We start from the raw sequence: 13,125 nt of genomic DNA on the forward strand, positions 1-13,125 counted from the left end.
TGGGGTGGTCGCTGTCGGTGCCGGGCAGTGCCCACCCGCGCCGCGCGGTCCGGAGCCGGACGCGCCTCATGTTGCGACCACTACCTTGCTGTGGCAAGGTAGTGGTATGCAGGTCGATCCCAAGCTCGTCGCGTTGCGGCGCGGCCTGCTCGAGCCACTGGTCCTGGCTGCCGTCGAGTCCCGGCAGCGGTACGCAGCGGAGATCCTCGCCGTGCTGCAGGAGGCGAACTTCCCCGCCCAGGAGGGAACGCTCTATCCGCTGCTGAGCAGGCTCCGGCGCGACGGGCTCGTCCACCACGAGTGGCGTGAGTCGCCGTCAGGACCTCCCCGGAAGTACTTCTCCCTCACCGATGCGGGCAGAAACCAACTCGCCGCGTTCCGTGATTACTGGAACGAGCTGACCCACATGATCAACGCGATCGGACGCTGACCCATGAAAGACCCGACGATCATCCGCCTCACCGGGCACGTCGCGGCCTACCCCGCCACCCATGAGGCATGCGAGACCCTGCGGCGGTACCTCGACGAGGCGCACCGCACGCTGCGCTCCGACCCGGACGCCGACGACATCGTCCGCGATCTCGAGTCCGCGATCGGCGACCGGTTGAGCGCGCTCGTGGGCTCAGGCGACGCCCCGGTGACCGGTGCCCGGATGGCAGCGATCCTGGCCGAGGTCGGGCCGGTGAGCCCGGCAGGTCCCGCGTTGCCCTCCGCCGCGGGGAGGCCGCGTGGCCGGTTCTGGTGCCGGATCCACGAAGGAGGCTGGTTCGGCGGCGTCTGCCTGGGAATCGCGGCGTACGGCGGGTTCCGCGTCGACTGGGTACGCACCGTCGTGCTGCTGCTGACCCTGTTCAGCGGTGGACTGCTCGCCGTCGCGTACCTGGCCCTGCTGCTCGTGCTCCCCGTGGTCCCCACGGTCGCCGACTACGAGCGCCAACGGGACGCGCCGCGACACGCCTGAGACCGGCAGCGTCCGCTGCCGTTCCGAAGGACCGCGTTCCCGCCCACCGTGCCCACCTCCCCGTCGCCGGCCGGCCGGCGGGGCCGCCGGTCAGCGGCGGCCGGTGGCCAGGGCGACGAGGTACTGCCCGCCGCCGGCGTCGACGCTGGCGGTCACCGGCAGCCCGGGCACCAGCCGGGAGAACCGGTCGACCAGCCAGTCGGCGGCCTCCTGGGCGTCCTTCCGGCTCGGGCAACGGGCCACCAGTTCCCGGCCGCCCTTGCGTTCGAGCCGCTCGGCGACGGCGATCAGCGGTGCCGGCTCCACCACGTGCAGGCGGTCCGGCCAGGCGATGACCACCTTGACCGCACCCTTGCGGGTGTTGCAGGCCCGGTGCGCGAGCCGCTCGACCACCTTGGCCTTCCGGTCGGCGGTACGGCTGTCGACGCTGGGACCGCGCGGGTCGTTCACCGACCTGTCGGCGTCGACCGGCTCGTCGCACACCCAGCACCGCCAGTCGTCCCGCCTGGCCACGTCGTCGAGAAGAGTCATCCCTGCAAACTAGCCGGCCGGCAGTTGTCCGCCCTGGGCAGGTCAGGCCGGGGCGGGTAGGTCAGGCCGGGACGGGGTGGTCGGCCTCGAACCGCTCCCGGGTGAGGAACGCCAGCTGTGCCCGCTTGTCGGGCATGTCGATCTCCTCGGCGAAGGTGAACCCCTCCCGTTCCAGCCGGCGCAGCGCGAACCGGTTGCGCACGTCGGGCTCGACCACGATCCGCCGGTGTTCGGGGTCGCGGAACAGGAACCGGGCCAGCGCCGGGCCGACCGCGGTGGTGAGCCCCCGGGGCGGCCGGCGACCCGGGGCGAGCAGCAGGTGCATGCCGACGTCGCCGGGGCGTACCCGGTAACGCTCGCCCACCGGGTCGGCCTCGGGCCGGTAGCTCTGGAACAGGCCGACCGGCGTGCCGTCCAGCCCGATCAGGTACGCGTGGTGGGTGCTCAGCGAGTCGACGAAGGAGTAGACCTCGTGGACCTCGGCCACCGTGTGGTCACCCATGCCCCAGAACGCCGCGCCGGGCGCGGTCACCCAGCCGTGCAGCAGCGCGGCGTGCGCGTCCGGGTCGACCACGGTGAGGGTCAGCTCACCGAAGCCGGGGATCGTCTCCTGGTAGGTCACGGGATCCTCGTCTCGGGGTGCTCGGGTCAGGTCGGGCCAGTCGGTGTCGACGGGGATCAGCTCCCCGGCGGCCCACAGTGGAAGCTGGTCGGCGAAGTGCGGGTCGTCGGGGCGGCCGGAGACGCCGAAGGGGACGATCCACCGGCTCGCCGCCCGGTCGGTGAGGTCCCACACGTACCGGGCGACCGGCCCCCGCCAGCACGCGTCGGACACCCCGGGCACGCTGGAGGTGGCCAGCACGCAGTCGGTGTCGCCGCCGAGCGCGGTGCCGTCGCGCATCGCGGCGACCCGGTCCGCGACCGCCGTGGACACCCCGAGGTGCAGCGGGTGCAGCAGGTGCCGCCGGCCCCAGGCCCCGGGCGGGTCGCCGGCCGCGACCTCCTCCAGTGCGGCGACGGCGAGCGGTTCGACCTCGCCGCCGAGGCGGTGCAGCCCGGCGACCACCCCCTCGACGGCGTGCCCGATCCGGGCCAGCGGGTCGGTCCACGGCGCGAACAGCGGGTCGTAGCCACCCGGGGTGTGCAGCGGCGCCAGGACGGGGTGCGCGGACAGTCGGCGGACCAGCGCGGCCCGCCAGGCGGCGAACGCCCCGGCCTCGACGCTGTCGGCGGCCATCCGACCGTCCCACCCGGTCAGCCGGTCCCGCAGCCGCCGGGCCGGGCCGCTCAGCGGCCCCGGGTCCAGCCGGTCGAGCAGACCGCGCAGTACCGTCGATCCGTGCCGGGTGTCGGTGTGTACGGCCGGCGCGGCGACGCCCTGGGCGAGCAGCGCGCGGATCCGGCGGGCCCGGTGCGGCGGGGCGAAGTCGACACCGAGGTCGGCCACGTCGTCGCGCCGGTCGTTGGCGCAGACCGCCGGCCCGGCGACGGCGACGGGTTTGCCGGCGGCGTAGTCGCCGCGCCACCGGTAGCGGGGAGCCCAGCCGGGCACCGGTTCCCGCCGGCACCGGTCGTCACGGTGGGGCACCAGGCCGGCGACGAGCTGGTGCACCGTGCCGTGCCGGTCGGCGACCAGCACGCTGTTGACCGGCTCGACCCAGCCACGCAGCGCGTCGGCGACGTCGTCGGCGGTGCGCGCCCGCAGCAGCGGCAGCAGCGCCTCGAAACCGAGGCTCCCGGTCACCCGGGCCGGGGTGCGCAGGCTGAGCGCCTCGCCGGTGTGCCGGTCGTGGTCGACCACCGGGCCGCGCGGCGTCTCGATCACCTCGACCGTCTCGGTCGCGCCGCCGCGTACCGCGATCCGCTCGACGTGCCGGTGGGCCGGCACCCAGCCGTCGGCGTCGCGGACCAGCACCCGGTCGCCGTCGTGGCGCAGCTGTTCGCGGTAGAGGTCCTGGTAGTCGGCCATCGCGTTGGTGACCGCCCAGGCGACGTCACCGGCGTGCCCGAAGTGCGGCACCCCGGGCACCCCGGGGAAGGCCAGCCCGGCCACGTCGAACTCCGGGCAGGCCAGCCGGATCTGCTGGTAGATGCCGGGCAGTTCGAGCAGCCGGTGCGGGTCACCGGCGATGACCGGCGCGCGGCCGGTCACCGGGTCGGCGGGCAGCGCCCAGGCATTGCTGCCGGAGCCCCCCGGCCCCTCGACGGCGAACAGCTCCCGGGCGGCGGGGCCGAGGGTGGCGGCGACGTGGGCGTGCCACAGCTTCTGCGGGAAGGTGCCGAACAGGATGTGCTGCACCAGGAAGACGCCCAGCGGCGACCAGGGTCGCCACCGGCCGGGCGCGCTGCCGGTGGCGGCGAACTCCGGTGCCGCCGCCGCGCCGGCCGCCAGGGCGTCGTTCACGCCGTCGGCGTACGCGGTGACCCACCGTCGGGTGGCCGGGGTGAGCTGGTCGAAACAGCGCCGGGCGGTGTCGTCGAGCCGGGCCCGGCGGGCGAACCGGTCCCAGCCGAGTTCGGCGGGGCCGACGTGGGCGGCGAGCCGGCCCTCGGCCCGCCACCGTTCGACCTCCAGCTGCCAGGCCCGGTCGGTGGCGGTCACCCGGCCCTGCCACCGGGCCAGCTCGTCGACGGTCTCCGCCCACAGGTGCGGCACCCCCCACCGGTCACGGTGCACGCCGGCCGCCGGCCGTGCCCCCGGCGGCCTTCCGGTCCCACTCTCCACAGGACTCCCCAGGTAAGTTACCCTCGCCTAACTTAGGCGGACCTTACCTGGAGGGCGTGTGAAACGGAACTGGGAGGCCCTGGTGCTCAAGGCCATGGGCGGCCGGGACTTCCGGCTGACCGTGCGGGGCACCGAGTCGGTCGGCGGGCACTACCAGCGTCTGGTCATGGACGACGGCGGCCTGCTGGCGGCGGGCAAGGTGCACCCCACCATGTGGATCCGGCTCTGGTTCGACGACGCCGGCCGCCCGCACCAGCGGGCGTACACCCTGGTCGACCCGGATCCGGCGGCCGGCCGGTTCACCCTGGAGTTCGCCCTGCACGACGGCTGCGCGGCCCGCTGGGCGAGCGCCGCGCAGGTCGGTGACACCATCGTGGCCACCCTCCAGGGCAGCGCCTTCGCCCTGCCCGACCCGACGCCCCGGCACCTCTACCTGGTCGGCGACGCCGCCTCGCTGCCGGCGGTGAACAGCCTGCTCGACGCCGCCCCCGCGATCCCCGCCACGGTCTGGCTGGAGTACGCCCACGACGGGGAGCAGGCGCTCGCCCCGCGCGCCCGCGACCAGCACCGGGTCACCTGGGTGCCGCGCGGCGAGGACGGGCAGCAGCTCGTCGACACCGTGCGGGCGGAGCTGCCGGCCGCGCCGGACGCCCACTACTGGCTGGCCTGCGAGGCGGGCAGCACCCGCGCGCTGACCCGGCACGTGCGGCGTACCCTCGGCGTCGGCAAGCAGCAGCTCACCGCGTTGGCGTACTGGAGCGCCCGGTGAAGGGGCACCTCGGCACGCTCACCACGCTCTACGTCACCCAGTACCTCGGCATCGGCTTCATCACCGTCGGGCTGACCGCCATCCTGCGCGACGGCGGGACCTCGCTGGACACCCTGGCCCTGCTCCAGTTCGTCGGCCTGGTCTGGCCGCTCAAGTTCCTCTGGGCACCACTGCTCGACCGGTACGGCTCCCGGCGGCACGGTCACTACCGCTCCTGGCTGCTGCCCCTGCAGGCCGGACTGGTGCTGTCCCTGCTGGCGCTGCTGCCGTTCGCCGACCCGACCCGGCAGCTCGGCCCGGTGGTGGCGATCTGCGCCGCCTACGTCTTCCTCTCCGCCACCCAGGACATCGCCGTCGACGCGGTCGCCGTCCGGGTGCTGTCGGCGGGGACCAGGGGGGCCGGCAACGGCATCCAGGTAGCCGCGAGCTACCTGGGCAACCTGCTCGGCGGTGGCGCGTGCGTGCTGGTCTACGACCGGTACGGCTGGGTGCCGGCGATCGGGCTGCTGGCCGCGCTGACCGCCGTCGGGCTGTGGGTGGTGTGGCGGCTGCGCGAGCCGGCCCGGGACGACCGGGTGGCCGGTGCCGGGCAGGCGTACCGGGCGTTGCTGTCGGTGTTCGGCCAGCCCGGCTGCCGCTGGTGGACCTTCGGCGTGGTGCCGCTGGTCTACACCGGAGCCGGTGCGGCCTACGCCCTGGTCACCCCGGCGCTGGTCGACGCGGGCTGGTCGCTGGCCCGCATCGGCGTGGTGACCGGCGTGGTGATCAGTGCCCCGGCGATCGTCGCCGGCCTGCTCGCCGGGATCGGTGTCGACCGGTTCGGCCGGGGGCGGCTGCTCGTCGTCGGGGGAGCGGCCCTCGCGGTCTCCACCGGGCTGCTGCTGCCGCTGATGAACGGGCGGGCGCCGCTGACCACGACGGTGCTCGCCCTGTGCTGCTTCATGGCCGCGTACACGGTGGCCAACGTGGTGCTCTACGTGGTCAACATGGACTACTCGCGGCCCGGCACCGGGGGGACCGACTTCACCGTGTTGTCGTCGTTCGGGTTGATCTGCTCGTTCCTGGCGGCGTCTGTCGGGCTGGCCGCGGCCGACCGGTTCGGCTATCCCGCCGTCGCGGTCGGTTCGGTGGTGCTGGTCGCCGTCGGTGTGCTGGTGGGGCTGGGGCACCAGCGCCGGTTCCGGGTCACCCCGGCGCGACCGTCCGAACCGGTGGTCGAGCCGGTGGCCGCCCCCGGCTGACCGCTGGGGATCCGGTGCCCCCGGTCGACCGGCGACGGGGGCGCGGGAGTGTCGGCGTTGACAAGAAATTAGGTTAGGGTAACCTAACTCGTGATCAACTGGACCGCCGGGACGACCGGGGACGTCACGGTCCCCCCGCCCACGCGCCCGTCACCGACTGTCGAGGACTGCCCATGTGCCTGCCCGGATCCACTGTCGAGGCCCCCGTGACCGGGACGCGGCCCACCCCGCCCCGCGCCCACCTGTTCACCGCCGGCACCGTCGAGGACTACCGCCGGGCCGTCGTCGAGGGGATCGACCGGGTCGCCGCCCGGGTGGCCGGCGTCGACCAGCCCGGCACCGGCATCACCCCCGACGAGCTGGCCCCCCGGGTCGCCGGCATCGACCTGGACCGACCGCTGGGCGACACCGGCGCCGCCCTCGACGAACTGCACGACGTCTACCTGCGCGACGCGGTCTACTTCCACCACCCCCGCTACCTGGCGCACCTCAACTGCCCGGTGGTCATCCCCGCCCTGCTCGGCGAGGCGGTGCTCAGCGCGGTCAACTCCTCCCTGGACACCTGGGACCAGAGCGCCGGCGGCACCCTGATCGAACGCCGGCTGGTCGACTGGACGGCCGGGCGGATCGGCTTCGGCCCGGCCGCCGACGGCGTCTTCACCAGTGGCGGCACCCAGTCCAACCTGCAGGCGCTGCTGCTCGCCCGGGAGGAGGCGTACGCCCGGATCGTCGGCGGCGGCACCGGCCGCCCCAGCCGGCCCGAGGTGCTGTCCCGGCTGCGGATCATCACCTCCACCGCCGGCCACTTCAGCGTCCAGAAGGCCGCCAAGCTGCTCGGCCTCGGCGCCGACGCGGTGCTCACCATCGCCACCGACGCCGGCCGGCGGATGCGTACCGACGAACTCGCCGAGACCCTCGACCGGTGCCGTCGGGACGGTCAGACCGTGCTCGCCGTGGTCGCCACCGCCGGCACCACCGACTTCGGCACCATCGACCCGCTGGAGCGGATCGCCGAGATCTGCCGCGCGGCCGGGGTCTGGCTGCACGTCGACGCCGCGTACGGCTGCGGGCTGCTGGTCTCGCCGACCCGCCGGCACCTGCTCGCCGGCATCGAACGGGCCGACTCGGTCACCGTCGACTACCACAAGGCGTTCTTCCAGCCGGTCAGCTCCAGCGCCCTGATCGTCGCCGACCGCCGGGTGCTGCGGCACGCCACCTGGCACGCCGACTACCTCAACCCGGCCCGGATGGTCGAACGGCGGATCCCCAACCAGGTCGACAAGAGCCTGCAGACCACCCGCCGGTTCGACGCCCTCAAGCTCTGGCTCACCCTGCGCATCATGGGTCCGGACGCGGTCGGCAGCCTCTTCGACGAGGTGGTCGACCTCGCCGCCGCCGCCTGGCGGCTGCTCGCCGACGACCCCCGGTTCGAGGTGGTGACCCGCTCACAGCTGAGCACCGTGGTGTTCCGCTACCTGCCACCGGGCGCGGGCCGGGACGTCGTCGACGACGCCAACCTGCACGCCCGCGAGGCGCTGGCCGCCACCGGCGCCGCCCTGGTCGCCGGCACCAAGGTCGACGGCGCCCACCACCTCAAGCTCACCCTGCTCAACCCCGAGACCACCCTGGACGACATCGCCCACGTGCTCGACCTGATCGCCGAGCACGCCGGCTGGTACGCCCGCACCCGCGCCACCGCCGAGCTGTCCAGCCCCGTCGGCTGACCATCCCCGCCCTGGAGACAACCCCTGTGTCGACGCACGACTTCATCGCCATCGGGCTGGGCCCGTACAACCTCGGGCTGGCCTGCCTGACCGCGCCGCTCGACGACCTCGACGGCCTGTTCCTCGAAGCCCGGGACGACTTCGACTGGCATCCCGGGATGCTACTGGACGCCACCCGGTTGCAGACGCCGTTCATCGCCGACCTGGTCACCCTGGCCGACCCGACCTCGCCGTACTCCTTCCTCAACTACCTGAAGGAGGTCGGCCGGCTCTACCCGTTCTACATCCGGGAGAGCTTCTTCCCGCTGCGCCACGAGTACAACGACTACTGCCGGTGGGCGGCGACGAAGCTGCCCTCGGTGCGCTTCGGCCACCGGGTCACCTCCGTGGAGTACAACCCCGCCGACGACCGGTACGTGGTGCACGCCGTGGTCGACGGCGAACGGGTCACCCACCGGGCCCGGCACCTGGTGCTCGGCACCGGAACCCCGCCGCACGTCCCGGACGCCTGCCGCGACCTCGGCGGCGACGTCATCCACAACTCCCGCTACCGGGAACACCGGGCGGCGCTGCGCGCCAAGCGCAGCATCACCGTCGTCGGCAGTGGACAGAGCGCCGCCGAGATCTACCACGACCTGCTCGCCGACCTCGGCACCTGCGGCTACCAGCTCAACTGGGTCACCCGGTCGCCGCGCTTCTTCCCCCTCGAATACACCAAGCTCACCCTGGAGATGACCTCACCGGACTACGTGGACTACTTCCACGCGCTGCCCGAGGCGACCCGCTACCGGCTGGAGAGCAGCCAGAAGGGCCTGTTCAAGGGGATCAACGCCGACCTGATCAACGACATCTTCGACCTGCTGTACGCCCACCGGGTGCACGGGCCGGTGCCGACCCGGCTGCTGACCAACACCGAGCTGACCAGCGCCCGGTACGACGAGACCGCCGGCACGTACACCCTCGGGCTGCGCAACGTCGAACAGGAGCGCGACCTGACCCTCGACACCGAGGGGCTGGTGCTGGCCACCGGCTACCACTACCGGGTGCCGGAGTTCCTGGCCCCGATCCACGACCGGCTGCGCTGGGACTCCCACGGCCGGTTCGACGTGGCCCGCAACTACAGCATCGACCACACCGGCCGGGGGGTCTTCCTGCAGAACGCCGGCACCCACACCCACAGCATCACCTCGCCCGACCTGGGCATGGGGCCGTACCGGAACTCCTGGATCATCCGGGAGCTGACCGGCCGCGAGCACTACCCGATCGAGGACCGGATCGCCTTCCAGGAGTTCGGCGTACCGGCCGGAGCCCACCGGTGACCGACGTCGTGCACCGGCGGCACGACCCGGGGCTCGGTGAGTTCGCGCTGCGCACGCTCGACCCGGAGGGGGACGCCCGGCTGCTGCACGGCTGGGTGACCCACCCGAAGGCGGCGTTCTGGCTGATGCAGGACGCCGACGTCGAGCGGGTCGCCCGGGAGTACCGGGGGATCGCCGACCACCCGCACCACGCCGCGTACCTCGGGCTCTGGCGCGACCGGCCGGCGTTCCTCGCCGAACGCTACGACCCGGCCCGGGTCGAACTCGTCGGCCTCTACCCCGCCCAACCCGGCGACGTCGGCATGCACTTCCTCTGCGCGCCCACCGGCCAGCCGGTGCACGGCTTCACCCGGGCCGTCATCACCACCGTGCTGGACTGGCTCTTCGCCGACCCGGTCACCCGCCGGGTGGTGGTCGAACCCGACGTACGCAACACCGCCGTGCACGCTCTCAACGCCGCCGTCGGCTTCACCGTCGTCGGGCCGATCCGCAAACCCGAGAAGGACGCCCTGCTCAGCGTCTGCACCCGGGACCAGTTCCTGGCCGCCACCCGAGGAGACCTGCCCGCGTGAACCCCGCCGCATCCGTGGCCCACCTGAACCCGGCCACCTGGACCCACGCCAACCGGCTGCTGGTCGGCAAGGCGCTGGCCGAGTTCGCCCACGAACGCCTGATCCACCCCGCCCCCACCGACGACGGCCGGTGGGCGGTCCGCACCGACGACGGCACCGTGGAGTACCGGTTCACCGCCCGCCGCTTCGCCCTCGACCACTGGCGGATCGACCCGGACAGCATCACCCGGCGACGCGGCGACGAGGACCTGCCGCCCGACGCCGTCGACCTCTGCCTCGAACTGCGCGACGCGCTCGGCCTCAGCGACCAGGTGCTCCCCGTCTACCTGGAGGAGATCACCTCCACCCTGGCCGGCACCGCGTTCAAGCTGGACCGGCCGGCGGTGAGCTCGGCCGAGCTGGCCCGAGCCGACTTCCAGGCGATCGAGACCGGCATGACCGAGGGGCATCCGTGCTTCGTGGCCAACAACGGCCGGATCGGCTTCGGCGTGCACGAATACCACGCGTACGCCCCGGAGACCGGCCGACCGGTCCGGCTGGTCTGGGTCGCCGCGCACCGCGACCACGCCACCTTCAGCAGCGCCGCCGACCTCGACTACCCGACGCTGCTGCGCACCGAACTCGGCCCGGACACCCTGGCCCGGTTCACCGGCACGCTCACCGACGCCGGTCTCGACCCGGACGACTACCTGCTGATCCCGGTGCACCCGTGGCAGTGGTGGAACCGGCTCGCCGTCACCTTCGCCGGTGAGGTGGCCCGGCAGCGCCTGGTCTGCCTCGGCGAGGGCCCCGACGAGTACCTGCCGCAGCAGTCCATCCGGACCTTCTTCAACGTCACCGAACCGCACCGGCACTACGTCAAGACCGCGTTGTCGGTGCTGAACATGGGCTTCCTGCGGGGCCTGTCGGCCGCCTACATGGAGGCCACCCCGGCGATCAACGACTGGCTCGTCGAGCTGGTCGCCGCCGACCCGGTGCTCGCCGGTACCGGACTGACGATCATCCGGGAGCGGGCCGCCGTCGGCTACCGGCACCCGCAGTACGAGGCGGCCACCGACCGCTACTCGCCGTACCGCAAGATGCTGGCGGCGCTGTGGCGGGAGAGCCCGGTGCCCGGCCTGGCCCCCGGCCGGCGGCTGTCCACCATGGCCGCCCTGCTGCACACCGACCGGGACGGACGCTCGCTCGCCGCCGCCCTGATCGCCGAGTCCGGCCTGCCCGCTCGGGAGTGGCTGCGCCGCTACCTCGACGCCTACCTGGTGCCGCTGCTGCACAGCTTCTACGCCCACCGGCTGGCCTTCATGCCGCACGGTGAGAACGTCATCCTGGTGCTGCACGACGGCGCGGTCGAGCGGGTCATCTTCAAGGACATCGCCGAGGAGATCGTGGTGATGGACCCCGACGCCGACCTGCCGCCGCCGGTGCGGCGGGTCCGCGCCGTGATCCCCGACGACGAGCAGCTGCTGACCATCTTCACCGACGTCTTCGACTGCTTCTTCCGCCACCTCAACGCCGTGCTGGCCGCCGAGGGGGTGCTCGACGAGGACGACTTCTGGCGTACCGTCGCCGACTGCGCGACCGACTACGCCGCCCGGGTGCCGCACCTGGCCGACCGGCTGCGCCGGCACGACCTGTTCGTCGCGGAGTTCATCCTGTCCTGCCTCAACCGGCTGCAGCTGCGCAACAACCAGCAGATGGTCGACCTGGCCGACCCGTCGGCGGCGCTCCAGTTCGCCGGCACCCTGACCAACCCGCTCGCCCGCCACGCCCCGCCCCGATGACCACCGCGCTGTCCGCCGCGCCCCCCGGCCCGGCGACCCCGCTGCGGTCGCGCTGGCTGATCCTGGCGGTGCTCTGCCTCGCCCAGTTGACAGTGGTGCTGGACAACACCGTGCTCACCGTGGCGGTGCCGGTGCTCACCACCGAGCTGGACGCGACCACCACCGACATCCAGTGGATGATCAACGCGTACGCGCTGGTGCAGTGCGGGCTGCTGCTCACCGCCGGCAGCGCCGCCGACCGGTACGGCCGCCGCCGGATGCTCGTCGCCGGCCTGGTCCTGTTCGGCGTCGGCTCGCTGGCCGCCGGGCTGGCCCGCTCCGGCGACCAGCTGATCGCCGCCCGCGCCGGCATGGGGGTCGGCGGGGCGCTGCTGGTCACCGCCACCCTCGCCGTCGCCATGCAGGTCTTCGACGGGGCCGAACGGTCCCGGGCGATCGGCCTCTGGGCGGCCACCAGCGCCCTCGGCTACGCCGCCGGCCCGCCGATCGGCGGGATCATCCTGGCCCACCTGCCGTGGGGCGCGATCTTCCTGGTCAACGTGCCGATCGTGCTGGTCTGCCTGGCGGCGGCCCTCGCCCTGGTGCCGGAGTCCCGGGATCCGGTCGGCGGGCGGCCCGACCTCGGCGGGGTGCTGTTGTCCACCGCAGGCCTGACCGGTGTGGTCTGGGCCATCATCGACGGTCCCGAACGCGGCTGGACCTCACCGGCCATCCTCGGCGCGGCCGGCGTCGGCGTGCTGCTGCTGGCCGCCTTCGTCGGGTGGGAACGGCGGATCGCCGCCCCCATGCTGGACATGCACTTCTTCACCGACCGGCGGTTCGTCGGCGCGGTCACCGGGGTCGTCCTGATCACCTTCGGCTCCACCGGCGCGCTGTTCCTGCTCACCCAGGATCTCCAGTTCGTCAGGGGCTACCCGGCCTGGGAGGCGGGGCTGCGGATGGTGCCGTTCGCGCTCTCCATCGTGCTGCTCAACCTCGGCGGGGTCGCCACCCGGCTGATCCGCCGGCTCGGGGTGCCCGGGGCCATCGCGCTGGGCATGGTGCTGCTCTCCGCCGGCCTCACCCTGATCACCCACGTCCGCTCCGACGGGTACGCGGTGCTGCTGACCGGGCTGCTGGTGATGGGCTTCGGCTGCGCCCTGGCCAACCCGGCGATCGTCGAGGCGGTGATGAGCGCCATCCCCCCGGCCAAGGCCGGTGTCGGTGCCGGGATCGACGGCACCATGGCCGAGGTGGGGGGCAGCCTCGGCATCGCCGTCCTCGGGGCGGTGCTCAACGCCCGGTTCGCCGCCCTGGTCCCGGTCGCGGTGGCCGGGGCCGGCTCCTACCCGGCCGCGCTGGCGGCCGCCGCGGGCGACGCCGAACGCGCCCGGGTCACCGACGCCTTCTCGTCGGCGCTGGTCACCGGGCAGACGGCCGGGGCGGTGGCGGTGCTGGCCGGGGGACTGCTCGCCGCCGGCCTGCTGCGCCGCGCCGAGCGCACCCGCTGAGTGTGCCGGCCG

The 13,125-nt window shown here is 73.6% G+C and carries 11 protein-coding genes and 1 pseudogene; 9 read left to right on the forward strand and 3 right to left on the reverse strand.

Features of this window, described 5'->3' with window-relative positions; translation table 11 throughout:
- Positions 1–106: 106 nt before the first annotated feature.
- Together O7625_RS21805 and O7625_RS21810 are read left to right on the forward strand one after the other, a co-directional pair.
- Positions 107–430 (forward strand): PadR family transcriptional regulator, encoded by a 324-nt coding sequence (locus O7625_RS21805; protein ID WP_282341065.1) that lies wholly within the window; start codon positions 107–109, stop codon positions 428–430.
- Between the two features lie 3 nt (positions 431–433).
- On the forward strand, positions 434–961 hold the full coding sequence (locus tag O7625_RS21810) for a PspC domain-containing protein (protein ID WP_282341086.1): 528 nt from the start codon (positions 434–436) through the stop codon (positions 959–961).
- Positions 962–1,051: 90 nt separating this feature from the next.
- Here O7625_RS21810 and O7625_RS21815 read toward each other — a convergent pair whose 3' ends face one another.
- The 3 genes and pseudogenes from O7625_RS21815 to O7625_RS21825 form a co-directional block, all read right to left on the reverse strand.
- Entirely contained in the window at positions 1,052–1,492 is a 441-nt protein-coding gene (locus O7625_RS21815; RefSeq protein WP_282341087.1) for a hypothetical protein, read from the reverse strand.
- A gap of 61 nt (positions 1,493–1,553) precedes the next feature.
- The gene (locus O7625_RS21820; protein ID WP_282347046.1) at positions 1,554–2,114 is read right to left on the reverse strand and encodes a GNAT family N-acetyltransferase; all 561 of its coding nucleotides are present in this window, start codon (positions 2,112–2,114) and stop codon (positions 1,554–1,556) included.
- 24 nt (positions 2,115–2,138) lie between these two features.
- Positions 2,139–4,169, reverse strand: a pseudogene (locus O7625_RS21825) (penicillin acylase family protein); the annotation flags it as partial.
- Positions 4,170–4,275: 106 nt separating this feature from the next.
- Between O7625_RS21825 and O7625_RS21830 the strand changes: the two are divergent.
- From O7625_RS21830 to O7625_RS21860, 7 genes are all read left to right on the forward strand, one after another.
- Positions 4,276–4,986, forward strand: coding sequence for a siderophore-interacting protein (locus tag O7625_RS21830; RefSeq protein WP_282341088.1), 711 nt, complete (start codon positions 4,276–4,278; stop codon positions 4,984–4,986).
- Complete coding sequence (locus O7625_RS21835) at positions 4,983–6,227, forward strand: MFS transporter (RefSeq protein ID WP_282341090.1); 1,245 nt, start codon at positions 4,983–4,985, stop codon at positions 6,225–6,227. Before O7625_RS21830 ends, O7625_RS21835 begins: the two co-directional genes overlap by 4 nt.
- A 173-nt stretch (positions 6,228–6,400) precedes the next feature.
- Entirely contained in the window at positions 6,401–7,951 is a 1,551-nt protein-coding gene (locus O7625_RS21840; protein WP_282341092.1) for an aspartate aminotransferase family protein, read from the forward strand.
- A gap of 26 nt (positions 7,952–7,977) precedes the next feature.
- Positions 7,978–9,270 (forward strand): SidA/IucD/PvdA family monooxygenase, encoded by a 1,293-nt coding sequence (locus O7625_RS21845; protein WP_282341093.1) that lies wholly within the window; start codon positions 7,978–7,980, stop codon positions 9,268–9,270.
- Positions 9,267–9,842, forward strand: coding sequence for a GNAT family N-acetyltransferase (locus O7625_RS21850; RefSeq protein ID WP_282341095.1), 576 nt, complete (start codon positions 9,267–9,269; stop codon positions 9,840–9,842). The genes O7625_RS21845 and O7625_RS21850 overlap by 4 nt, the downstream gene beginning before the upstream one ends.
- On the forward strand, positions 9,839–11,623 hold the full coding sequence (locus O7625_RS21855; protein WP_282341097.1) for an IucA/IucC family siderophore biosynthesis protein: 1,785 nt from the start codon (positions 9,839–9,841) through the stop codon (positions 11,621–11,623). The genes O7625_RS21850 and O7625_RS21855 overlap by 4 nt, the downstream gene beginning before the upstream one ends.
- Positions 11,620–13,113 carry an MFS transporter gene (locus tag O7625_RS21860; protein WP_282341098.1) on the forward strand — a complete coding sequence of 498 codons (1,494 nt, stop codon included), beginning with the start codon at positions 11,620–11,622 and terminating at the stop codon, positions 13,111–13,113. The genes O7625_RS21855 and O7625_RS21860 overlap by 4 nt, the downstream gene beginning before the upstream one ends.
- Positions 13,114–13,125 lie beyond the last annotated feature (12 nt).

The organism is Micromonospora sp. WMMD714, assembly GCF_029581315.1.
In the GTDB taxonomy this organism is placed as follows: Bacteria; Actinomycetota; Actinomycetes; order Mycobacteriales; family Micromonosporaceae; genus Micromonospora; species Micromonospora rifamycinica.